Consider the following 22,255-nt stretch of genomic DNA (forward strand, 5'->3'; position numbering starts at 1 on the left):
ATCCATGAGGATTGACGACATGACGCAACTGAACATCGCTCCGACGCCCGCCGACACGGCAGTGGCAAACAACAATGCCAACGCCGCGGCAACCAAGCAGGTCGCGCGCTGGCGCGTCGCCGACATCGTCGCGTTGTACGAACTGCCGTTCAACGATCTGATGTTCAAGGCACAGCAAACCCATCGCGAGCATTTCGATGCGAACACCGTGCAACTGTCGACGCTGCTGTCGATCAAGACCGGCGGCTGCGAAGAAGATTGCGCGTACTGTCCGCAGTCGGTGCATCACGACACGGGCCTGCAAGCCGATAAGCTGATGCCGGTCGACGAAGTGCTCGCCGCCGCGAAAGTCGCCAAGGAAAACGGCGCGACGCGCTTCTGCATGGGCGCCGCGTGGCGCAATCCGAAAGACCGTCACCTCGAACCGATCAAGGACATGATTCGCGGCGTAAAGGCCATGGGTCTGGAAACCTGCGTGACGCTCGGCATGCTCGAAACGCATCAGGCGCAAGGACTGCGCGAAGCGGGCCTCGACTACTACAACCACAACCTCGATACGTCGCCGGAATTCTACGGGCAGATCATTTCGACGCGCACGTATCAGGATCGCCTCGACACGCTCGAACGCGTGCGCGATGCAGGCATCAACGTGTGCTGCGGCGGGATTGTCGGCCTGGGTGAATCGCGCCGTGAGCGCGCCGGCCTGATCGCGCAACTGGCGAACATGGAGCCGTATCCGGAATCGGTGCCCATCAACAATCTGGTGCAGGTGGAAGGCACGCCGCTGACCGGCACCGAAGCGATCGACCCGTTCGAATTCGTGCGTACGATCGCGGTTGCGCGCATCACCATGCCGCGCGCGATGGTGCGTTTGTCGGCCGGACGCGAGCAGATGGACGAAGCGCTGCAGGCATTGTGCTTCCTCGCTGGCGCGAATTCGATTTTTTACGGCGATCAGTTGCTGACCACCAGCAACCCGCAAGCAGAAGCGGACCGCAAGCTGCTCGAACGTCTCGGCATTCGCGCCGAGGCCGCGCAACAGATGCCGCTCGATCAAAGCGGCTGCGAGCATGGCTGCGATAAACACGCTGCGCCGAACTGAGCGTTTGTATCGCGTGAGATAAAGCACGCGCAATAAAAAAGGCTGCCTCGTTTTTGAGGCAGCCTTTTTACTTACTACACGACTAAAGCTTTACTTCTTGTCGACGATGATCTGATCAAACGTCCCGCCATCGGAGAAATGCGTTTGCTGCGCTTTCTGCCAGCTACCGAACATCTCTTCCACCGTGAACGTCTTGATCGGCTTGAACTCCGCCGCATGCTTCGCGAGCACGGTCTTGTCACGCGGACGCAGATGATGCTGCGCGATGATGTCCTGCGCGGCCGGCGACCACAGATAGTCGAGATACGCCTGCGCTTCCTTGCGCGTTCCGCGCTTGTCGACCACCTTGTCGACGATCGACACCGGCGGCGCCGCCAGCAAGCTCACCGACGGGTACACCGCCTCGAAATTGCCCCCGCCCACGCCCGTGTCCATCAGCGCCACTTCGTTTTCGAAAGTCACCAGCACGTCACCGATGCCGCGTTGCGTGAACGTGGTCGTCGCGCCGCGGCCGCCCGTGTCGAGCACCGGCACATTCTTGAAGATCTCTTTTTCGAAATCGAGCGCCTGCGCGTCGGTGCCGCCGTGCTGCTTGCGATAACCCCATGCGGCGAGATACGAGTAGCGTCCGTTGCCCGATGTCTTCGGATTCGCGATGATCACCTGCACGCCCGGCTTGGCGAGATCGTCCCAGTCCTTGATGTGCTTCGGATTGCCCTTACGTACCAGGAACACCATCGTCGTCGTGTACGGCGCGCTGTCGTCCGGCAGACGCGCGCGCCAGTTGGCCGGCACCAGTTGGCCCTTCTCGGCGAGCAGGTCGATGTCGTTCGGCTGGTTCATCGTCACCACGTCGGCCTGCAGGCCTTGCAGCACCGACAACGCCTGCGCGCTCGATGCGCCGTGCGACTGGCGGATCGACACGTTCTCGCCGCTCTTCTGCTTGTACGCCGCGATGAAGCCGGCGTTGATGTCCTTGTACAGCTCGCGCGTCACGTCGTACGACACGTTGAGCAGCGATGTATCCGCGTGCGCTGTCGACATGCCCGCCAGCGCGAGCGTGATTGCCGTCATGCCGGCTGCCCGCCAGCGCGATGTCCCCGTGTTGCCTGCCATCTTGTCCCCGCCTATCGATGATGAAAACCAGTGGCCGCACGAACGTGCAGCGTGAAGCGGGATTCTAACGGATCGCTTACTTGGCCAGTGACCCGTTCGCGCGTCACTCGATGCGCGAACGCCGCGGCCCAATCACTCACACGAACGCGTGCTGTGCGGCCTCGAACGGCTCCTCGCGAAAACGCAGCGGCGCCGCGCAATGCACCAGCGTATCGACGAAATACTTGGCGCGCGGCCACGGACCGAAACCGGCCGCGGTGTTGATATGCCCCGCGTCGCCGAGGTTGACGAACGCGCTGCCGAAACGCTGCGCGAGATCGCGCGAACCGGCGAGCGGCATCCATGGATCGGTTTCGCTGCCGATCAGGATCGAGGGCACGCCGAGACGCCGCGCGTCGAACGGTCCCGCGAAGGCGAATTTCTGCGGACTCGCGGGCGCGACGAACAGCACGCCGACCACGTCGTTCGCATATGAGGCCTGCTGCAACGCATGCGCAGTCGCGAGGCAACCGAAGCTATGCGCGGCCAGCACGAATGGCCCGCGTTCGCGCGCCAGCAGATCGCGCAGCGACTTCGACCATAGCGCGAGGTCCGGCGCGTCCCAGTCGGCTTGCTCGACGCGCAGCGAGCGCGCGAACTGCCGCTCCAGCCAGCTCTGCCAGTGCGCGCCCTCGCTGCCGTGCAAACCGGGAACGGTGACGAGCCGCGGCGGCCATGTCGATTTGGTGCATGAAAGCATGTGTGTGCCTCGCTGCGGGAATCGGGATAATGATTGTCCCGCCGGGCGCCGCGCGGACGAACCAAGTTTTTGTGCTTTGGTTATCGGGCAAATGAGCGAGCAAATGCGCGGACAAATGCACAGGCAAATGCGCCGCCAGATATGGGCCGCGCGGCGGAAAACTTATCGCCGAACCGCACGCCCGTACGCAAACGCGCGCGATTCGCGTCGAAAAAGTAGAATGAAGCCTACCCATAAAAGGAGGAGGCCTCATGCCGCAAGCGTCGTCCGCAACGCCGCAGCCGTCGCGCCGGCCATGCCGTGGCTTCTTCGTCACTCGACCCGAACTCGCAGGCGCCTTCCGCACCGTATGAAAATCCTCTTCTACATGCCGCATGCCGACGCCGCAGTGTGGCTGCACGACTTCGCCCGCGCCCTGCCGGACGCCGATCTGCGTGAATGGCAGCCGGGCGACAGCGCGCCGGCCGACTTCGCGGTCGTGTGGCGTCCGCCGCGTGAAATGCTGGCCGGCCGCGCCGATCTGCGCGCGATCTTCAATCTCGGCGCGGGCGTCGACGCGATCCTCGCGCTCGAACACGAACAGCCCGGCACGTTGCCGCGCAACGCGCAGTTGATCCGTCTCGAAGATACGGGCATGGCGCTGCAAATGGCCGAGTATGTGACGCACGCGGTGCTGCGCTACCTGCGCCGTTTCGACGAGTATCAGACGCTGCAGAACGAGCGCAGTTGGGAAGTGCTCGAACCGCATTCGCGCGACACTTTCACGGTCGGCGTGCTGGGACTCGGCGTGCTCGGCGCGCATGTCGCACAAGCGCTCGCGGCGTTCGGTATGCCGGTGCGCGGCTACAGCCGCAGCCCGCGGCAGATCGACGTCATCACGACGTTCGCCGGCGAAGCCCAATTCGACGCGTTTCTCGACGGCGTGAAAGTGCTGGTCAATCTGCTGCCGCATACTCCGGAGACGAGCGATGTGCTGAACGCGCGCACCTTCGCGAAGCTCGCCCACGGCGCGTATCTGATCAACGTGGCGCGCGGCGGCCATCTGGTCGAACAGGATTTGCTCGACGCGCTCGAGAGCGGGCAGCTCACCGCCGCCACGCTCGACGTGTTCCGCGAGGAACCATTGCCACCGGATCATCTGTTCTGGCAAGAGCCGCGCATCACGATCACGCCGCACGTGTCCGCGCTGACGTTGCGCGAAGAAAGCGTCGCCCAGGTCGCGCGGAAGATCACCGCGCTCGTGCGCGGCGACACGGTCAGCGGCGTGGTGAATATCGAACGTGGATACTGAACCCATCGAATCCCATTGAAGGAGCGCCGCCACGCGCGGCGTCGACATAGGAGACACATCATGGCCCTCCCCCAGCAAGTGAAAATCGTCGAAGTCGGTCCGCGTGACGGACTGCAGAACGAAAAAGAGTTCGTCCCTACCGCGACCAAGATCGAGTTGATCAACCGTTTGTCGGCCGCGGGCTTCCGCAACGTCGAGGCCGCTTCGTTCGTGTCGCCGAAATGGGTGCCGCAGATGGCCGACGGCGCCGACGTGATGGCCGGCATCGAACGGCGTCCCGGCACGATCTACTCGGTGCTGACACCGAACCTGCGCGGTTTCGAGGGCGCGCTCGCCGCGCGTGCCGACGAGATCGTGATCTTCGGCGCGGCCAGCGAAGCGTTTTCGCAGAAGAACATCAACTGCAGCATCGCGGAAAGCATCGACCGGTTCGCGCCTGTCGCGCAGGCGGCGAAGGAACACGGCCTGCGGATTCGCGGCAGCGTGTCGTGCGCGTTGGGCTGTCCGTATCAGGGCGAAGTGCCGGTCGCGTCGGTAGTGGATGTGGTCCAGCGTTTCGCGGCGCTCGGCTGCGACGAGATCGATATCGCCGACACGATCGGCGTCGGCACGCCGAAGCGCACGCGAGAAGTGTTCGAGGCGGTCACCCGGGTATTTCCGCGCGAGCGTCTATCCGGCCACTTCCACGACACTTATGGTCAGGCGCTCGCCAACATCTACGCGGCGTTGCAGGAAGGTATCGAGATCTATCACGCGTCGGTGGCGGGCCTCGGCGGCTGTCCGTATGCGAAGGGCGCGACCGGCAACGTTGCGACCGAAGACGTGCTGTATCTGATGAACGGCCTCGGCATCGAGACCGGCATCGACCTCGCGCAAGTCGTGGCGATCGGCGATTTCATCTCGACGTCCATCGGTAAGCCCAATGTCTCGCGCGCCGGTAAAGCGCTGCTCGCCAAAGCGCGCAGCGAAGCGGCCAACTGCGTCTGACGTTGGCTCGACGCGTTGGCTGAACACTCATGCAATCAATCAGGACCTGAAACGATGACGGACCACGCTTCTCTCGAATCCGACGATCTCACCGCGCTGCCCGACTCGGCACGCCGCGTCGCGCTGCTGCTGCGCGAACGCGGTCACGCGGGCCGGATCGTGATGCTGCCGGAAACCGGCAAGACCTCCGCCGAAGCCGCGGCAGGCCTCGGCTGCTCGGTCGCGCAGATCGCCAAGTCGATCCTGTTTCGCCGCCGGGAAGACGACGTGCCGGTATTGGTGATCGCGAGCGGCGCGAATCGCGTCGACGAAAAGAAGGTCGCCGCGCAGGTCGGCGACATCGGCCGGGCGGACGCGAAGTTCGTCCGCGAAAAAACCGGCTATGCGATCGGCGGTGTTTGTCCGATCGGTCATGCGACCGAGCCGGTCACGCTGATCGACGCGGATCTGCTCGAACTAGACAGTCTGTGGGCTGCCGCGGGTCATCCGCATGCGGTGTTCAATCTGACGGCGCAGGAACTGATCGCGCTGACGGGCGCGCCGGTGATCGACGTGGCGCTGCGCGAGACGGCGTGACGCGATGACGATGATGACAGCAGGTCCCGATAACGAAGACCACCACGCCGTGCCGTCGCCATGCATCAACGTATGCAGGATGGACGCGTCGACCGGCTGGTGCGAAGGATGCCTGCGCACCATCGACGAAATCGCCGGCTGGTCTTTGTTCGACGACGACGCGAAGCGCGCGGTCTGGGACGCGATCGAGGCGCGCCACGCGGAGTTCGTCGCGAGCCAGCCGAAGGTGCGGCGATGAACGCCGCACCACGCATCGTCACGGTTGGAGAGACGTTTAGTTCGACGTTGGCGCTATCGGCGGAGTCGGTGAAATCGTTCGCTGCGCTCGTCAACGACTACAACCCGCTGCATCACGATGAAGCGTATGCCGCGCAAAGCCGCTTCGGCGGCCTGATCGCGTCCGGCACGCAACCGACCGCGCATTTCATGGCGCTGCTCGCGACGCATTACTCGACCTACGCGCAACCGCTCGGTCTGGAGTTCGATATCAAGCTGAAGAAAGCCGTCCATGCGCACGACACGCTCACGATCACCTGGCGCGTGAAGCATGCTTACTGGAAGCCGAGCCTGAACGGCGATCTGACGCATCTCGAAGGCTCGGTCGTGAATCAGCGTGGCGAGACCATGCTGGTCGGCTCGTCGACGATTCTCGTGATGCCGAAACCCGAAGCGTCCGCGAATGCGGATGCTGAGGCTAACGCAGCGCCCAACTCGCCATGATCGCGCTGCCGGAATCGATTCGGGTTTTCGAGCGCGGCTGGCTCTCGTCGAACAACGTGCTGCTGGTGGACGACGCCTGCGCCGCGCTCGTCGATACCGGCTATGCCACGCACGCGCCGCAAACGCTCGCCTTGGTGCGGCAAGCACTCGGCGCGCGGCCGCTCGATCTGATCGTCAACACGCATCTGCATTCGGATCACTGCGGCGGCAACGCGTTTTTGCAGGCGACGTGGCCGTGCCGCACCGTCATTCCGGCCTCGGAAGCCGGCGCTGTGCAGGAGTGGGACGAAGCGCGCCTGACGTTTCGCGCCACCGGCCAGACCTGCGAGCGCTTCACCTTCACCGGGACGATCGCGCCCGGCGCGCAGTTGCGGCTCGGCGCGCTCGACTGGGACGTGCTCGGCGCACCCGGCCACGATCCGCATTCGCTGATGCTGTACTGCGCGAGCGAACGCATCCTGATCAGCGCGGACGCGCTCTGGGAAAACGGTTTCGGTGTGATCTTTCCCGAGCTGGAAGGCGAAAGCGGTTTCGCCGAGGAGCAAGCCGTGCTGGAAGCCATTGCCAGGCTCGACGTGCGCCTCGTGATCCCCGGCCATGGCTCACCCTTCACGAATGTCGAACAGGCGCTTGAACGCGCGTTTTCGCGTGTTGCGTGGCTGCGCGCCGATCCGGCACGCAATGCAAAGAATGCGCTGAAGGTGCTGATCGTGTTCAAGCTGCTCGAAGTCCGTGCAATGGGCTTCGACACGCTACTGCAAATGCTCGACGACGCCAGTGTGATGCGCGCCGCCGCGTCGATGCTCAAGCCGCGCGACGAATGGCCCGCGCTGGTGCGAGGGATCGTCGAAGAGCTGGCGGGGAAGAATGGACCGCTGGAAGTGGATGGAGCGAGCATCGTCGCGCGTGCGGCCTGACGCGCCGCCGCTGACACAGGCACGCTAGATACCGTCGCTACAAAAAGAAAGCCGCTCGACCATTACAGGCGAGCGGCGGAAATTCTGTCGGACGTGATCAGCGTCAAGACGCATGATACGCGTGCCTGTTTTTTGACCGCATCGGTGATTTCCCTACAGAAGTTTGACGCCTGCTTTTAAAGCCGCATACACGTCACGTGACGAGGCCCCGCGGTCGCGTATCTTTCGAATCATTAGTCCGCGGATATGAACAATCTGCGCATCCGATTACTCTGGAATCCGTAGCATTGTGATTGATCGCAACGGCGCGACGCCCGTCAGGTCGACGACAGGCGCTTTTGCGGCACGATCCGCCAGCCGAGATTGACGCCGGCCGCGGCAACCAGAATCAGCACTGCGCCGAGCACCTGAATCCACGCGAGCGTTTGTCCGAACGCAACCCGGTCGACGATGATCGCCACCACCGGATAGATGAACGAGAGCGCGCCAGTCATCGAAGTCGGCAGCTTCTGGATCGCGCCGTACAGCAGCACGTACATGAGGCCGGTATTGACGATGCCGAGCACGATCAGTTCGAGCCATTGCACGCCGGTTGTGGGCAACGCGTCGAAGCGCACGAACGGCGCGAGCATCAGCACGCCGAGCGACACCTGGATCAACGCGATCAGATGCGGCGGCGTGCCCTTGAGCCGCTTCGTAATGATCGACGACACCGCATACATCGCCGCCGCGCCCACCGCGTACGCGACGCCGACCAGATATTGCCCCGGCACCGCCAACACCGCCGGCTCGACCTTCACGACGAACACGAGACCGATGAACGCGACCACCAGCCAGGCCACCGTCGACGCGCTGATGCGCTCGCGGAACACCAACGCGCCCAGCGCCACCAGCATGAACGGCTGTGTGTTGTAGACGGCCGTCGCCATCGAGATCGACGCGCGCGAATACGCGGCGAACAGCAACACCCAGTTGATGACGATCGCCGCGCCGCCGAGCAACGCGAGGCCGAGCATCTTCCACGAGAAGAGCCGGCGCCGGAACAGCCCCAGCACGGCGCACACGAGCGCGAGCGTCGCACCGCCGAAAATGCAGCGGAAGAACACCACATTGAACGGGCTTTGCTGCGACGACACCACCAGCCAGCCGATGGTGCCGGACATCAGCATCGCCATGGTCATTTCCGCGGCTCCGCGGCGGATTTCATTTGACGCCATGATTCGATCCTCGATTGATCCCTGCATGACGAGCAGTGTAATTAATCCGATCGTCCAAATACATGGCTAAACTTAAGTGTTCACGCGGTGCAGCCTAATAATCGAAGGCCGTCATGACCAAACGACTTACTCCTCCAACGCCCGCCCTGCTCGACGATACGGACCGGGCGCTTCTCGCCGCGCTCGCGGAAGACGCGCGTCAGCCGGTCAGCGAACTGGCGCGTCAGGTCGGCCTGTCGGCGCCGAGCACGGCGGAGCGCGTGCGCAGGCTCGAAGCGCAAGGCGTGATCGAGCGCTTCACGGTGCAGATCGATCCGCGAGCGCTCGGCTACACGCTGCAGGCCATCGTGCGCGTGAAGCCGTTGCCCGGTCAGTTGCATCTGGTGGAAGAGGTGATCCGGCGGATTCCGGAGTTCGTCGAATGCGACAAGGTGACGGGCGACGATTGCTTCATCTGCCGCCTGTATCTCCATTCGATCGAACAGCTCGACGAAATTCTGTCGAAAGTCACTGAGCGCGCGGAAACCAGCACCGCGATCGTCAAGTCGACGCCGGTCGCGCGCCGCTTGCCGCCGCTCGGTTGAGCTACGCGCGGGCGCGGCTTCGCGTATGAGCAAACCGGAACGGACGGAAAGGCCTACTGTTCGACCGCTTCAAAGAAAGACAGCATTTCGGCGACCAGTTCGTCCGACGCTTCTTCAGGTATGTAGTGGCCGCAAGACAGCGCGCGGCCACTCACGTCACGCGCCACATGACGCCATTCCGCCAGCGCGTCGAAGCACTTCTCGATCACGCCCTTGTCGCCCCACAGCACGCGCAGCGGACAGCCGATCTTGTGACCGCGCTCGATGTCGGCACGATCGTGTTCCAGGTCGATGCTCGCCGACGCGCGGTAGTCCTCGCACATCGCGTGCACCGCGCCCGGTTGCGCGAGGGCCGAGCGATAGGCGTCGAGCGCGGCGGGCTCGAACGGCGCCAGGCCCGCGTGACGGCTGCCCATCACCGCGTCGACATACGCAACCGGGTTCGCGCCGATCAGCGTCTCGGGCAGCGGCTCCGGCTGGATCAGGAAGAACCAGTGGAAGTAGTGCGTCGCGAAGGTGCGGTCGGTGGCCTCATACATGGCGAGCGTCGGCGCGATGTCGAGCAGCATCAGACGCTCGACGGCATCAGCATGATCGAGCGCCATGCGATGCGCGACGCGCGCGCCGCGATCGTGCGCGCACACGAGAAAACGTTCGAAGCCGAAATGGCGCATCACGGCGACCTGATCGGCCGCCATCACGCGCTTGGAATACGGCGTATGCGCGGCGTCGCTCGGCGGCTTGCCCGATGCGCCGTAGCCGCGCAAGTCAGTGGCGATCACCGTGAAATGCTGCGCCAGTTGCGCGGCGCACTTTTGCCAGATCAGATGCGACTGCGGATGACCGTGCAGCAACAGAAGAGGCGGCCCCGCCCCGCCCTTCACTCCGAAAATATCGACATCGCCCACGGCGACGCGAAAGGGCGTGAAATCCTCGAAGGCCATGACGTCTCTCTCGTGATTTTGGAGTCCCTGCATTGTAAAAGCCCAATGTGTCCACGCGAGGTGGGATAGCCCACGCAAACATAGAACCTGAACACTCCTTCCAACTGTTCCAAACGACCCAATCGAACGCGTACGCCGCGCTTCGCCTATAATCGAACGACCGTTCTTAAATTTTCGGATGGCTGCGGCTGGCAAAAGCGCTGCAAGCCATGTGCCGCTAAACTCAGTCATCGCCGGCGCGCAACGACGCACCGGCTCGCTTAAATCAGGAGACTCGCACTATGGCATTGCCCGCCGTCCTGCAAAAACTTGCGCTGCCCGTCGTCGCTTCGCCGATGTTCATCGTCAGCTACCCCGAACTTGTGTTGGCTCAATGTAAGGCCGGGATCGTCGGCTCGTTCCCGGCGCTGAATGCCCGCCCGGCCGAACTGCTCGATGAATGGCTCACGCAGATTCAGGCGCAGCTCGCGGAGCACAAGGCGGCCAACCCCGAGGCGGTCACCGGGCCGATCGCCGTCAACCAGATCGTCCATCAGTCGAATACGCGGCTCGAACACGACGTGCGCGTGTGCGTCGAACACAAGGTGCCGATTTTCATCACGAGCCTGCGGGCGCCGGCGCGGGAAATCGTCGATGCGGTGCATAGCTACGGCGGCATCGTGCTGCATGACGTGATCAACCTGCGTCATGCGCAAAAGGCGCTGGAAGCAGGCGTCGACGGACTGATCCTGGTGGCGTCCGGCGCGGGCGGCCATGCCGGCACGACCTCGCCCTTCGCGCTGGTCGGCGAAGTGCGGCGCATGTTCGACGGCCCGATCGTGCTGTCGGGCTCGATCGCCAACGGCGGCTCGATTCTCGCGGCGCAGGCCATGGGCGCGGACCTCGCCTATATGGGCACGCGCTTCATCGCGACCAAGGAAGCTCACGCTGTCGACAGCTACAAACAGGCGATCGTCAACTCCACGGCGTCGGACATCATCTACACGAACCTGTTCACCGGCGTGCATGGCAACTACATTCGCGAAAGTATCCTGAACGCGGGGCTGGACCCGGACGCGCTGCCGGAATCGGACAAGACCAAGATGAACTTCGGCAGCGACAAGGCGAAGGCGTGGAAAGACATCTGGGGCGCAGGCCAGGGCGTCGGCCTGATGGACGACGTGCCGAGCGTGAGCGAGCTGGTGCGGCGTTTGACGAAGGAATATGACGATGCGAAGGCGCGGCTGGGCATCGCGCGCTGAGCATCATGTTGGAGCGCCTCGGGTGAGGTGCCTGGGTTAAGCGGTTTCGTATGCTGCGGCTTGGCTCCACGCCAGGCCGCAGCAGCGATCGCCACGCAGCAGGGCTTACATATTGCGGCGGTACTGTCCGCCCACTTCAAACAACGCATGCGTGATCTGCCCGAGCGAGCAGACACGCACGACGTCCATCAGCACCGCGAAGACGTTTTCATCGTCGATCACCGCGCGCTTCAGGCGTTCGAGCGCGGCGGGCGCCGCGTCGCGATGCTGCGCCTGGAACGCGCGCAGACGTTGCAACTGACCTTGCTTTTCATCGTCGGTGGAACGGGCCAGCGCGATCGGCTGCGGCGCCTCGTGCGGATGCGCGCTCAAAAACGTATTCACGCCGACGATCGGATACGAGCCGTCATGCTTGCGATGCTCGTACAGCATCGACTCGTCCTGGATGCGCCCGCGCTGATAGCCGGTTTCCATCGCGCCGAGCACGCCGCCGCGCTCGGTCAGCCGGTCGAATTCGGCGAGCACCGCCGCTTCCACCAAATCGGTCAGTTCCTCGATCACGAAGCTGCCCTGGTTCGGATTCTGATTCTTCGCAAGCCCCCATTCACGGTTGATGATCAACTGGATCGCCACTGCGCGGCGCACCGAATCCTCGGTGGGCGTGGTGATCGCTTCGTCGAAGGCGTTCGTGTGCAGCGAGTTGCAGTTGTCGTAGATCGCAATCAGCGCCTGCAACGTGGTGCGGATATCGTTGAAGTCGATCTCCTGCGCGTGCAGGCTGCGGCCCGAAGTCTGCACGTGATACTTGAGCTTCTGGCTGCGTTCGTTCGCGCCGTAGCGCTCGCGCATGGCAACGGCCCAGATGCGTCGCGCGACGCGGCCCAGCACCGTGTACTCCGGGTCCATGCCGTTCGAAAAGAAGAACGACAGATTCGGTGCGAAGTCGTCGATCGACATGCCGCGGGCCAGATAGGCCTCGACATAGGTGAAGCCATTCGCGAGCGTGTAGGCAAGTTGCGAGATCGGGTTCGCGCCGGCTTCGGCAATGTGATAGCCGGAGATCGACACCGAATAGAAATTGCGCACGCCGTGCTCGACGAAGTACGCCTGAATATCGCCCATCACTTTCAGGCTGAATTCGGTCGAGAAGATGCAGGTGTTCTGGCCTTGGTCTTCCTTGAGGATGTCGGCCTGCACGGTGCCGCGCACGTTTTCCAGCGCCGTGCGGCGCGTCGCGGCGAGTTCGTCGTCCGTGAGCGGGCGGCCTTGCTGCTGCGTCATGCGCGCAATCTGCTGATCGATCGCGACGTTGAAGAACATCGCGAGGATGGTCGGCGCGGGCCCGTTGATCGTCATCGAGACCGAGGTTTCCGGCGCGCAGAGGTCGAAGCCGTCGTAAAGCGTCTTCATGTCGTCGAGCGTCGCCACCGAGACGCCCGAATTGCCCACCTTGCCGTAGATGTCGGGGCGCTCGTCCGGTTCTTCGCCGTAGAGCGTGACCGAGTCGAAGGCGGTCGACAGACGTTTGGCCGGCATGCCTTCTGAGAGCAGCTTGAAGCGGCGGTTGGTGCGTTGCGGATCGCCTTCGCCGGCGAACATCCGCGTCGGGTCTTCGTTTTCGCGGCGGAATGGGAACACGCCCGCGGTGAAGGGAAAGTAGCCGGGCAAATTGTCGAGCATCAGCCAGCGCAGAATCTCGCCGTGGTCGACGAACTTCGGCAGGGAGACTTTGCGGACTTCGGAGCCGGACAGCGTCGTGACGGTGAGCGCGGTGTGGATCTCACGGTCGCGGATTCGGACGATGTGTTCGTCGCCTGAGTAAGCAGCGACGGTTTGCGGCCAGGCGTCCAGCAGGGCGCGCTCGCGTTCGCCGAGAGAGGTGGTGCGTTGGGTGATGAGAGCGTCGAGTTGCTGAAGCGACGGATTGGCGCCAGCGCCTTCTGTGTTTGCCGCTGAACCTGCAATTGAGTTCGCCGACGTGTTTGCGCCGGCGTCCGGGTTCGCAACCGCCCTTGCAGCCGCACCCGCTTCAGCCAGCATCCGACGCGCCTCGACAAGTTGCCAGCGCTCGCGCGCCACGCGCGCCTGCGCGTCGGCTCGCTCGCGATATGCATGGACCGTCTGCGCGATGTCCGCCAGATAGCGCACTCGCGTTGGCGGCACGATGGCGTTGCGGTCGCTCGAAAAGCGCAGACCTTCGGGCGCGGCCAGCCGGTCGCCGCCAGCGCGCAAGCCGTGCTTGCGCAGCGCCTCGGCGACGTGCCGGTAGAGCGCGGTCACGCCGTCGTCGTTAAAGCGCGAGGCGATCGTGCCGAACACCGGCATCGCTTCCGGCGCCTTCGCGAAGTCGCCGCGATTGCGCTGCACCTGCTTGGCGACGTCGCGCAACGCGTCCGGCGCGCCCTTGCGATCGAACTTGTTGATCGCGACGAAGCCGGCGAAGTCGAGCATGTCGATCTTCTCCAACTGGCTCGCTGCGCCGAACTCCGGCGTCATCACATACAGCGATTCGTCGACGAACGGCACGATCGCCGCATTGCCCTGGCCAATCCCGGATGTTTCGACGACGATCAGATCGAAGCCCGCCGCCTTGCACAGCATCAGCGCGTCGGGCAGCGAGTCGGAGATTTCGCTCGATGCCTCGCGCGTCGCCATCGAACGCATATACACGCGCGCGCCGCCGCCCCAGTCGCCGATGGCGTTCATGCGGATGCGGTCGCCCAGCAGCGCGCCGCCGGACTTGCGGCGCGATGGGTCAATGGCGAGCACGGCGATGGTGAGAGCGTCGCCGTAGTCGAGGCGAAAGCGCCGGATCAGTTCGTCGGTGAGCGAGGATTTGCCGGCGCCGCCGGTTCCGGTGATGCCAAGGATGGGGGTTGTGGTTGCTTTGGCTTGCGCGGACAGTTTTTCACGGGCGGATGCGTCGATAGCGCCTGCTTCGAAGGCGCTGATGAGTTGCGCAAGGCGGCGGAAGGTGAGGGATGCTGGGTCGGCCGCGTTAGCCGTGTCGGCAATGCTGGGCGCGTTGGCGACGTCGGCGGCGCTGACGCGCGCGCCTTCGGCGCAGCGCGCGATCATATCGTCGATCATGCCTTGCAGACCCAGCCGCTGCCCGTCCTGCGGCGAATAGATCTTCTCGACGCCGTAACGCTCGAGTTCCGCAATTTCCTCAGGGACGATCACCCCACCGCCTCCACCGAACACCTTGATGCGCTCGCCGCCACGCGTTCGCAGCAAGTCGACCAGATAGCGGAAGTATTCGTTATGGCCGCCCTGGTAGCTGGACACGGCGACGCCATCGGCGTCCTCGTGCAGCGCGGCGGTGGCGACTTCATCGACGGAGCGGTTGTGGCCGAGGTGAATCACCTCGACACCGCTCGCCTGCAGAATGCGCCGCATGATGTTGATCGACGCATCGTGGCCATCGAACAAAGCGGCCGCCGTGACAAAGCGCAGGCGCCGGCCCGCGGGCAGCTTGTGGCTGCCGGCGCGCTGCGGCGTGGACAGATCGGTCATGTCTCCCCCAGATCGTTCGCGTATGGGTGTTGCCAACCAGTATAGCGAAACGGGTCGAGACGCCTCGGCGGCCTGGGCGGCCTAGCGCACCGCCAACGCCTTGATCTGTTCGAGCGACGGCCACAGCGACTCGTTCGCGAACCGCTCGGCGAGAAAGTCGACGAACGAGCGCACCTTGGCCGACAGATGCCGGCGGCTCGCATAGACCACGTGAATAGGCAGTTCGCGCGGCGGCACGTCGTCCACCAGCAGCGGCACGAGACGCCCCGCGGCCAGATCGTCGCCGATCACTTCGGTGCCGAGCATCGCGATGCCCGCGCCTTGCAGCACGATCACGCGCTGCGCTTCCAGATGATTGACGATCAGATTGCCCGTCAGACGCACGCGCGGCGAGGCATCGCCGGTCGCGGGCGCGATTTCGAGCGCCGACACGCCCGCGTATTGCAGATAGTTGTGGCGCGCCAGATCGGCGACCGTCTTCGGCGTGCCGTGCCGCTTCAAATACGCCGGCGACGCGCACAGCACGAGGTGCGCGGTCGCGATCTGCCGCGCGATCAATGAAGAAGACTTCAGCCCGCTCGGTGAAGCGCGGATCGCGACATCGAAACCCTCGTCGATCAGTTCGACCACGCGGTCCGACAAGGTCATATCGACGATGACCTGCGGATATTGCGCGGCGTAGTCGGCCACCGCGGCCATCACGTGGCTCAGGCCGAACGCCGACAGCGACGACACCCGCAAGCGTCCCTGCGGCACGACGCTCGCCGCGCCGACCACCTGCTCGGCCTCCTCGAGTTCGGTGAGCACCTGGCTCAGACGCTCGTAGTACTCGCGGCCCGCCTCGGTCGGCGCGACCCGCCGCGTGGTGCGGTTCAACAGACGCGCGCCGAGTTGCTGTTCGAGGTGCATCACGTGCTTGCTCGCCATGGCCGCCGACATCTCCATCCGTTCGGCCGCGCCGACAAAGCTGCCGACTTCGACCACGTGGCGGAACACTTTCATGCTGACGAGGGTATCCATCTCAATCGCTCGCTTCAGGAATCAATCGGCGTCATTTTGCCGGGTTTATCAAAGACTGGTCGGCAAAACGCTTCCCAACGAATGAATACAGCGGCGCAAAAGCAAAAAAACCCGCCTTCCGAAGAAAGCGGGCTTGGAGATCAAGCTGATGCGGCCAGTGCGCGAAGCCTGCGGGCAGGCGTCGCGCGGCGCGGCCGGGACGCTTAGAACTTGGCGCGCAGGCCGACGCCGTAGGTGTTGCCGCTCGACATGCTGGAGATGTGGTCGTACATGTAGGCCGCGTAGATGTCCGTGCGCTTCGACAGCGGATAGTCGTAGCCGATCGAGGCCGTCTGACGGGTTTGGTCGAACCCGCCGCCGTCGCGCGAGTAGGCGTACGACGCCATCACCGAGCCCGGGCCGAACGGCACCGTCGCGCCGCCTTGCGCCGTGTTCACGTGCCAGCTCGTGACCTGCTGGTCGTTGTACGTGTACATGTACTGGCCGAAGAACTTCACGAACTTCAGGTCGTACGACACGCCGAGTTGCGCGACGCTCTGGCTCTTCAGGCCGGGCACGCCCGACGTGCTGAAGCTGCCGAGGTCGCTCGGCACGTTGTTGAAGTTCACGTACTGATACACCACCGTGGCCGCGAACGGGCCGTGGAAGTACAGCACCTGGCCGCTCCACTTCTTCGCGCCGTTCTCGGTCGTGTTGCCGAGCGCGTACATGGCCGTCGCCGACAGGCCGTTGAAGTTCGGCGACGAGTACGACACCGCGTTGCTCCAACCGGAGTCGCCCGTCACACCCTGATCCGTCGAGTAGGTCGGGAACGTGCCGAGGCCGAGGTACGTGTGCCAGACCATCGGCGAGAACTGGTACGAGTCGACGAACGGGTTGAACAGAATCGTCGACACGAACAGCGGCGTCGTCAGACGGCCTGCCGTCACCGTGCCGTAGGGCGATTCGATACCGACGTACGCGTTACGCGAAAACATCGTGTCGCCCGTGAAGCGGCCGTACTGGCCGTTTTGCGCCAGGAAGAACCCTTCCAGCGCGAAGATCGCCCTGTAGCCGTTGCCCAGATCCTCCGCCCCTTTCAAGCCCCAGTACGAAGTCGACATGCCGCCGCCCGCGACCTGCACCGCAGTCTTGCCGCCCGGGAATTTCTGCGCACCGACCCATTCGTCGACCTGACCGTAGAGTTGCACGCTCGATTGCGCAAAAGCAGACGATGCACTGGCCAGCAAAACGGCACACGCGGTTGCCTTGAGGGTGGTCTTCAGCGCACTGCTGATGCTTGTTTTCATGGGTTCTCCTGTCTTTGTCAAAAAGGGTGTGGCTGTGCGAAAGGGGGAGCTCGCGCGAATCATTGTTGTTGTCCGTTCGATCATCGAGCCAATCTGGGCGGGACCATCTTTGCGGACCATTTTTATAAACAAAAATATCGTGGGTTATTGCGGGTATATCGGTCTGATTAGTTTTGTCGCTTATCGGCCTGATAAACCCTTGGCCGACAGCGCGCTCGCCGTGCCGCCGCAAATTTTGCGGCGCCGCGCAAAGCGTTACTCACATTGCGGCCGACGGGTTGATAACGCCTTAAATGACACGCGGATGACGCACCGCCGCAGAAACGACCAAATTTGACGATGGGAGAGGGTCTGCTGCCGAGTGTTTTCAAAAAAGTGTGGCGTCGAAACGTCACATTGATAGCGGGCTTTGGGACGACGTTATGGCGGAAGGCCGCTGTCAAGCGGTTTGAAAGGCAGGAGCAGCGATCGGCGGAACCGGAGCGATGAGAATTTGGGAGGACGAAATGGCAGAGATGCCGCGGACCCGGTTCGGGATGATGCAGGCGTGAAGGCGGAGTCAGATACCCGAATGGCCGGCACTCGAACAATGTCGAAGCGGCATTGGGAAGTCAGCGAAGGGAGACAGAAGTAGATGTGTGCGTGCGCTGTCTGGACACAGACTAAACGGCAAACACTGGTTGCTCACGCAACGAACGCAACGCATAGTCCACGAAGCACGAACGCCTAGTTCCGGTAAGGCGAGCCTTCCGACTGACGCGGATCATCGGACTGACGCTGTATGCCGCGCGATGAACCACGCTCCTCGTTGTAGCGGGCGACGTCGGCGCGAATCGAGCCGGCGCGAACCGGCGCATTGGCCGGTGGCCGAGGCACCGTGCGCGACTCGGCACTAACCGGCGTAATGGCGCCGGCGTACTGCATGCCGCCGCGGCCGTCGCCGGCGTATCCAGCCGGTCCGGTGACACGACGCATGCCCGGCTTGTAGACGTCATAGCCGTCGGCGTAACTTCCGCCTGCGAAATTCGCTCCGCCACGCGCCGGGCGCGCGCTGCGATCGACCATCGTATTGCGGGCCGGTGCTGCTGCGCCGTAGGAGCGGTCACCGTTATGCATTTCGCCACGCACAGCGTGATTCGCTCCGGCATGCGAATAGCCGCCACCACCGCCGTGCGGCATGCCTGGCGCTTTCGCATAGGCGAACGAGCACAGCGCAGCGATGACCGCGCCCAACGCCCAGTGCCTCGTTCTCGACAACCCGTCCACCCAGTGACTCACATGCCCGAAGACTTGCCTGAAGACCACCGTTCGAGCTGCGGTGGACTTGTTTTGGGACTGGCACGAGCGCTGCGACGATATCGCGGCGCGGAGCATCCCGATGGCCTTTGAACCGTAATTTATGGGTGCCGGCAAAGGGTGTCGAGCCAAAAAGTGTTAGGCCTCGGACGCGGATGTAACACCTTGTTACTGCGACGTTTTTCTACGACAGAGTCCTTGCGCGAAAACCCTGAAACCGCTTGCTTTCAAGGACTTGGAGGGACAACTTACGAGCTCTTGCGTATGACGAAACGCAGCCGCATTTTCACCTCAAATGTCAAAACTGCATGGACCAAACAGATCACGTCGCCAATACTGAAAACCTGGTCGCCGCGCCGTCCAAATTTTCCGGGGCGCGTCTTTCGATGCGCAGCCCTCATTAATCGATTCGGTAAATGAATTTGCATATTTAATCAAAAATCATCAACAATAGCTCTTTCCCATAGGCTGGGACGGCGCCTTCAGGCGCGCGTCCCGCGCGCTTTTCCGCGTTACCGATTCGAGATTCCGACATGGCTCGCCCGAAACTGCTTCCCGACAACTTCACCTTATGCCTCGTCAGCACCGTGATCCTTGCCAGCTTGCTGCCGGTTCATGGGCAGGCCGCTGTCGGGTTCAACTGGGTGACCAACGTGGCGGTCGGCCTGCTGTTTTTCCTGCACGGCGCCAAGCTCTCACGCGAAGCGATCATTGCGGGCGCGACGCATTGGCGCCTGCATCTGGTGGTGCTTCTCAGCACGTTCGCGCTCTTTCCGCTGCTCGGCCTCGCGCTTAAACCGCTCCTTTCGCCACTTGTCACGCCGGCGCTCTATGCGGGGGTCCTCTTCCTCTGCACGCTGCCGTCTACGGTTCAGTCGTCGATCGCGTTTACGTCCATCGCCAAAGGCAACGTGCCGGCTGCGGTGTGCAGCGCGTCCGCCTCGAGCCTGCTCGGCATCTTCATCACGCCCGCGCTCGTCAGCTTCGTCGTCACCAATCAGGCGGCTGGCGGCGGCGCTTCGCCGTGGCATACGGTGGGCAACATCGTGCTGCAACTGCTGGTGCCGTTCGTGGCCGGCCAGTTGCTGCGGCCGCTGATCGGCAAATGGATCGAGCGCAATCGCGGCGTGCTCAAGTTTGTCGACCAAGGCTCGATCCTGCTGGTGGTGTACGGCGCGTTCAGCGAGGCCGTCAATGAAGGGCTGTGGCACCAGATTCCGCTCTCTGCGCTCGGCGGCCTGCTGCTGCTGTGCGTCGTGCTGCTCGCCCTGGCCCTGGCCGTGACGATGTTCGTCAGCAAGCGGCTCGGCTTTAGCCGTGCGGATCAAATCACCATCATCTTTTGCGGTTCGAAGAAGAGCCTTGCCGCCGGCGTGCCGATGGCCAAGGTGATTTTCGCCTCGCATGCGGTGGGCGCCGTAGTCTTGCCGCTGATGCTGTTCCACCAGATCCAGCTGATGGTGTGCGCCGCGCTCGCGCAGCGCTGGGGCGCGCGCGACATGAGTGGCGAGACTCACGCCGCCTCGCGCGAGCGGACCGCCGCCGCCGTCGCGCGCCGGTGAATACGCGCGCAATGCAAACAGGACATTCATAAGCGCCCTCCCTGAGCGTCATTTGAAGAAAGCCGCCTCGCGCGGCTTTTTTGTTATTTCACGCGCAAACGCCGCCGCTGTCGCCTCGGCCAGATGGCATAGGCCAATTCCTGGCAACGCGGAACCCGCCTTCAGAATGATTCGATCGAACACAAGCGAGCGCACCATCCCAGTGCAACGGTTCACTAAAAGTTCACTTAATTCCAGGCAACCCGGGCCGATAAGCCGAAGGTCGATCGCTACGCCTACCTGCCATGCACCCTCGCTCGCCCTCCCGATCCGCCGCGCCGCGCATCGAGGAGTTGATCGCCCGGCGTGATCTGTCCGCCGTGTTCCAGCCGATCATCGATTTCGAAGACGGCGCGATTCTCGGCTACGAAGGTCTGATCCGCGGCCCGGCCGGCACGTCGCTCGAAGCGCCGTTCGCCCTGTTTTCGCAAGCGCTCGCCGAGGGCTGCACGATCGAGCTCGAACGCGCCGCCGCGCGCACTTGCATCGAAGCGTTCGCGCAGCTCGACTTCGACGGCAAGCTGTTCCTCAATTTCAGCGCGGGCGCGATGCGCCAGTTGGCCGAGGCGCGCGACGACACACTCGCGCTGCTGCGCCATCGCGGCGTCGATCCGCAGCGGATCGTGATCGAGTTGACCGAGCAAAGCACGATTCTGGATGTCGGCAGTTTCCTGCCGGTGATCTCGACTCTGCGCACGGCCGGCGCGCAATTCGCGCTCGACGATTACGGCACCGCGAACGCCAGCATGAACTTGTGGGTGCGGCTGCAACCGGACGTCGTGAAGATCGACCGCTTTTTCATTCACGACATTGCCTGCGATCCGCTCAAGTTCGAGGCCGTGCGCGCGATGCAGCACTTCGCCAGCGCAAGCGGCGCGCGGCTCGTGGCCGAGGGCATCGAAAACGAAGCCGATCTGATCGTGGTGCGCGACATGGGGATCGGCTGCGGACAGGGTTTTTTCTTCGGCCGTCCGCACGCGCAGCCGGCTCGCCAGGTGACCGACGACGCCCGCGACGCACTGCGCGCCGGCCACATCGCTGTGTTCCCGGAGACCACGCGCGCCGTGAGCAGTGCGTCGCCTTCGGGCGGCATGGCCTCAGAAAAGATGCTGGTGCACGCGCCCGCGCTGCCGCGCCACGCGACCAACAACGACGTGCTCGAACTGTTCAACCGCTTGCCCGACCTGCATGCGGTCGCAGTGGTCGAGCAGGACGAGCCGGTCGCGCTGATCAACCGCCGCAGCTTCATGGACCGCTACGCACTGCCGTATCACCGCGAGCTGTTCGGCAAGCGCCCTTGCCTGCTGTTCGCCAATGCGTCGCCGGTCATCATCGAGAAATCGATGACGGTCGAGCAGATGGCCAAGCTCCTCGCGAGCGACGACCAGCGTTATCTCGCCGACGGCTTCGTCATCACCGACAACGGCAAGTATGTCGGCCTCGGCACCGGCGAGAAGCTCGTGCGCGCGGTGACCGAGGTGCGCATCGAAGCCGCGCGCTACGCGAACCCGCTGACCTTCCTGCCGGGCAACATTCCGATCAGTTCGCACATTGCCCGGCTGCTCGGCAACGACGCCGGTTTCTACGCGTGCTACGTCGACCTGAACCACTTCAAGCCGTTCAACGACCAGTACGGCTACTGGCAAGGTGACGAAGTACTGAAATTCGCCGCCGTCGTACTCGCCGACGTGTGCGACCCAACCCGTGACTTCCTCGGGCACGTGGGCGGCGACGACTTCCTGATCCTATTCCAGAGCGACGACTGGCGCGATCGCGTGCTGCGCGCGATCCACGTGTTCAACGAGGGCGCGCAGCGGTTTTATGCGCCGACCGATCGGCTCGCCGGCGGCATCCACGGTGAGGACCGGCGCGGCAATCCGACCTTCTTCGGTTTCGTGACGATGGCGATCGGCTGCGTGCGCGTCGAGCCCGCCGATGGCCCGTCGCTCTATAGCAGCGAGGAAATTGCGTCCGTCGCGGCGCTGGCCAAGCGGCGCGCGAAGCATGAGACAAGCGGTTTCGTGCTGATCGGCGCCGACGAAAGCGTGGCGTTGCTGCGCGGACAGGCCGAAGCCGCTCACGTTTCGCTGGAGTGAAGT

At 63.6% G+C, this 22,255-nt stretch carries 20 protein-coding genes; 12 read left to right on the plus strand and 8 right to left on the minus strand.

Annotation, left to right across the window (positions count from 1 at the left end):
• The first annotated feature begins 19 nt into the window (after nucleotides 1–19).
• The gene (gene bioB, locus ACQKRQ_RS10005) at nucleotides 20–1,102 is read left to right on the plus strand and encodes a biotin synthase BioB (RefSeq protein ID WP_132376271.1); all 1,083 of its coding nucleotides are present in this window, start codon (nucleotides 20–22) and stop codon (nucleotides 1,100–1,102) included.
• A gap of 90 nt (nucleotides 1,103–1,192) precedes the next feature.
• Here bioB and ACQKRQ_RS10010 read toward each other — a convergent pair whose 3' ends face one another.
• Both ACQKRQ_RS10010 and ACQKRQ_RS10015 read right to left on the minus strand, forming a co-directional pair.
• Nucleotides 1,193–2,218, minus strand: a complete 1,026-nt coding sequence (locus ACQKRQ_RS10010; protein ID WP_427476685.1) for a sulfate ABC transporter substrate-binding protein — start codon at nucleotides 2,216–2,218, stop codon at nucleotides 1,193–1,195.
• A gap of 136 nt (nucleotides 2,219–2,354) precedes the next feature.
• Nucleotides 2,355–2,957 carry an RBBP9/YdeN family alpha/beta hydrolase gene (locus tag ACQKRQ_RS10015; RefSeq protein ID WP_132376273.1) on the minus strand — a complete coding sequence of 201 codons (603 nt, stop codon included), beginning with the start codon at nucleotides 2,955–2,957 and terminating at the stop codon, nucleotides 2,355–2,357.
• A gap of 349 nt (nucleotides 2,958–3,306) precedes the next feature.
• On the opposite strand from ACQKRQ_RS10015, the gene ACQKRQ_RS10020 reads away from it, so the two are divergent.
• From ACQKRQ_RS10020 to ACQKRQ_RS10045, 6 genes are read left to right on the plus strand one after another with little or no spacing between them, the layout of a single operon-like run.
• Nucleotides 3,307–4,248 carry a 2-hydroxyacid dehydrogenase gene (locus ACQKRQ_RS10020; protein ID WP_427476687.1) on the plus strand — a complete coding sequence of 314 codons (942 nt, stop codon included), beginning with the start codon at nucleotides 3,307–3,309 and terminating at the stop codon, nucleotides 4,246–4,248.
• 60 nt (nucleotides 4,249–4,308) lie between these two features.
• Nucleotides 4,309–5,235 (plus strand): hydroxymethylglutaryl-CoA lyase, encoded by a 927-nt coding sequence (locus ACQKRQ_RS10025; protein WP_427476689.1) that lies wholly within the window; start codon nucleotides 4,309–4,311, stop codon nucleotides 5,233–5,235.
• 54 nt (nucleotides 5,236–5,289) lie between these two features.
• Nucleotides 5,290–5,811: a YbaK/EbsC family protein gene (locus ACQKRQ_RS10030; protein ID WP_132376276.1), complete on the plus strand. Its 522-nt coding sequence runs from the start codon at nucleotides 5,290–5,292 to the stop codon at nucleotides 5,809–5,811.
• A gap of 4 nt (nucleotides 5,812–5,815) precedes the next feature.
• Nucleotides 5,816–6,049 carry a DUF1289 domain-containing protein gene (locus ACQKRQ_RS10035; RefSeq protein ID WP_408433894.1) on the plus strand — a complete coding sequence of 78 codons (234 nt, stop codon included), beginning with the start codon at nucleotides 5,816–5,818 and terminating at the stop codon, nucleotides 6,047–6,049.
• A complete protein-coding gene (locus ACQKRQ_RS10040; protein ID WP_427476692.1) occupies nucleotides 6,046–6,531 on the plus strand; it encodes a MaoC family dehydratase in 486 nt (161 codons plus the stop codon). The genes ACQKRQ_RS10035 and ACQKRQ_RS10040 overlap by 4 nt, the downstream gene beginning before the upstream one ends.
• The gene (locus ACQKRQ_RS10045; RefSeq protein WP_427476694.1) at nucleotides 6,528–7,448 is read left to right on the plus strand and encodes an MBL fold metallo-hydrolase; all 921 of its coding nucleotides are present in this window, start codon (nucleotides 6,528–6,530) and stop codon (nucleotides 7,446–7,448) included. Before ACQKRQ_RS10040 ends, ACQKRQ_RS10045 begins: the two co-directional genes overlap by 4 nt.
• Nucleotides 7,449–7,765: 317 nt before the next feature.
• Here the strand turns inward: ACQKRQ_RS10045 and ACQKRQ_RS10050 are convergent, their stop codons facing one another.
• Nucleotides 7,766–8,665 (minus strand): DMT family transporter, encoded by a 900-nt coding sequence (locus tag ACQKRQ_RS10050; protein WP_427476696.1) that lies wholly within the window; start codon nucleotides 8,663–8,665, stop codon nucleotides 7,766–7,768.
• 113 nt (nucleotides 8,666–8,778) lie between these two features.
• Here ACQKRQ_RS10050 and ACQKRQ_RS10055 point away from each other — a divergent pair, with 113 nt between their 5' ends.
• Complete coding sequence (locus tag ACQKRQ_RS10055; protein ID WP_408180450.1) at nucleotides 8,779–9,249, plus strand: Lrp/AsnC family transcriptional regulator; 471 nt, start codon at nucleotides 8,779–8,781, stop codon at nucleotides 9,247–9,249.
• Between the two features lie 53 nt (nucleotides 9,250–9,302).
• On the opposite strand, the gene ACQKRQ_RS10060 is transcribed toward ACQKRQ_RS10055, so the two are convergent.
• A complete protein-coding gene (locus tag ACQKRQ_RS10060; RefSeq protein ID WP_427476698.1) occupies nucleotides 9,303–10,193 on the minus strand; it encodes an alpha/beta fold hydrolase in 891 nt (296 codons plus the stop codon).
• A gap of 281 nt (nucleotides 10,194–10,474) precedes the next feature.
• On the opposite strand from ACQKRQ_RS10060, the gene ACQKRQ_RS10065 reads away from it, so the two are divergent.
• Nucleotides 10,475–11,434: an NAD(P)H-dependent flavin oxidoreductase gene (locus tag ACQKRQ_RS10065; RefSeq protein ID WP_427476700.1), complete on the plus strand. Its 960-nt coding sequence runs from the start codon at nucleotides 10,475–10,477 to the stop codon at nucleotides 11,432–11,434.
• Nucleotides 11,435–11,539: 105 nt separating this feature from the next.
• Here ACQKRQ_RS10065 and ACQKRQ_RS10070 read toward each other — a convergent pair whose 3' ends face one another.
• The 3 genes from ACQKRQ_RS10070 to ACQKRQ_RS10080 form a co-directional block, all read right to left on the minus strand.
• Entirely contained in the window at nucleotides 11,540–14,950 is a 3,411-nt protein-coding gene (locus tag ACQKRQ_RS10070; protein ID WP_427476702.1) for a methylmalonyl-CoA mutase family protein, read from the minus strand.
• Nucleotides 14,951–15,031: 81 nt separating this feature from the next.
• A complete protein-coding gene (locus ACQKRQ_RS10075; protein WP_132376284.1) occupies nucleotides 15,032–15,970 on the minus strand; it encodes a LysR family transcriptional regulator in 939 nt (312 codons plus the stop codon).
• Between the two features lie 203 nt (nucleotides 15,971–16,173).
• Nucleotides 16,174–17,259, minus strand: coding sequence for a porin (locus ACQKRQ_RS10080; protein ID WP_427476704.1), 1,086 nt, complete (start codon nucleotides 17,257–17,259; stop codon nucleotides 16,174–16,176).
• On the opposite strand from ACQKRQ_RS10080, the gene ACQKRQ_RS10085 reads away from it, so the two are divergent.
• Nucleotides 17,258–17,596 (plus strand): hypothetical protein, encoded by a 339-nt coding sequence (locus tag ACQKRQ_RS10085; protein ID WP_427476706.1) that lies wholly within the window; start codon nucleotides 17,258–17,260, stop codon nucleotides 17,594–17,596. The two genes, ACQKRQ_RS10080 and ACQKRQ_RS10085, sit on opposite strands and share 2 nt — an antisense overlap.
• Nucleotides 17,597–17,985: 389 nt before the next feature.
• On the opposite strand, the gene ACQKRQ_RS10090 is transcribed toward ACQKRQ_RS10085, so the two are convergent.
• Nucleotides 17,986–18,525 (minus strand): hypothetical protein, encoded by a 540-nt coding sequence (locus tag ACQKRQ_RS10090; RefSeq protein ID WP_427477166.1) that lies wholly within the window; start codon nucleotides 18,523–18,525, stop codon nucleotides 17,986–17,988.
• 563 nt (nucleotides 18,526–19,088) lie between these two features.
• Between ACQKRQ_RS10090 and ACQKRQ_RS10095 the strand changes: the two genes are divergently transcribed.
• Together ACQKRQ_RS10095 and ACQKRQ_RS10100 are read left to right on the plus strand one after the other, a co-directional pair.
• Nucleotides 19,089–20,117: a bile acid:sodium symporter family protein gene (locus ACQKRQ_RS10095; RefSeq protein WP_427476708.1), complete on the plus strand. Its 1,029-nt coding sequence runs from the start codon at nucleotides 19,089–19,091 to the stop codon at nucleotides 20,115–20,117.
• Between the two features lie 284 nt (nucleotides 20,118–20,401).
• Nucleotides 20,402–22,252, plus strand: a complete 1,851-nt coding sequence (locus ACQKRQ_RS10100; RefSeq protein ID WP_132376289.1) for an EAL domain-containing protein — start codon at nucleotides 20,402–20,404, stop codon at nucleotides 22,250–22,252.
• Nucleotides 22,253–22,255 lie beyond the last annotated feature (3 nt).

It is taken from the genome of Paraburkholderia sp. NPDC080076, from assembly GCF_050281145.1.
Classification (GTDB): domain Bacteria; phylum Pseudomonadota; class Gammaproteobacteria; order Burkholderiales; family Burkholderiaceae; genus Paraburkholderia.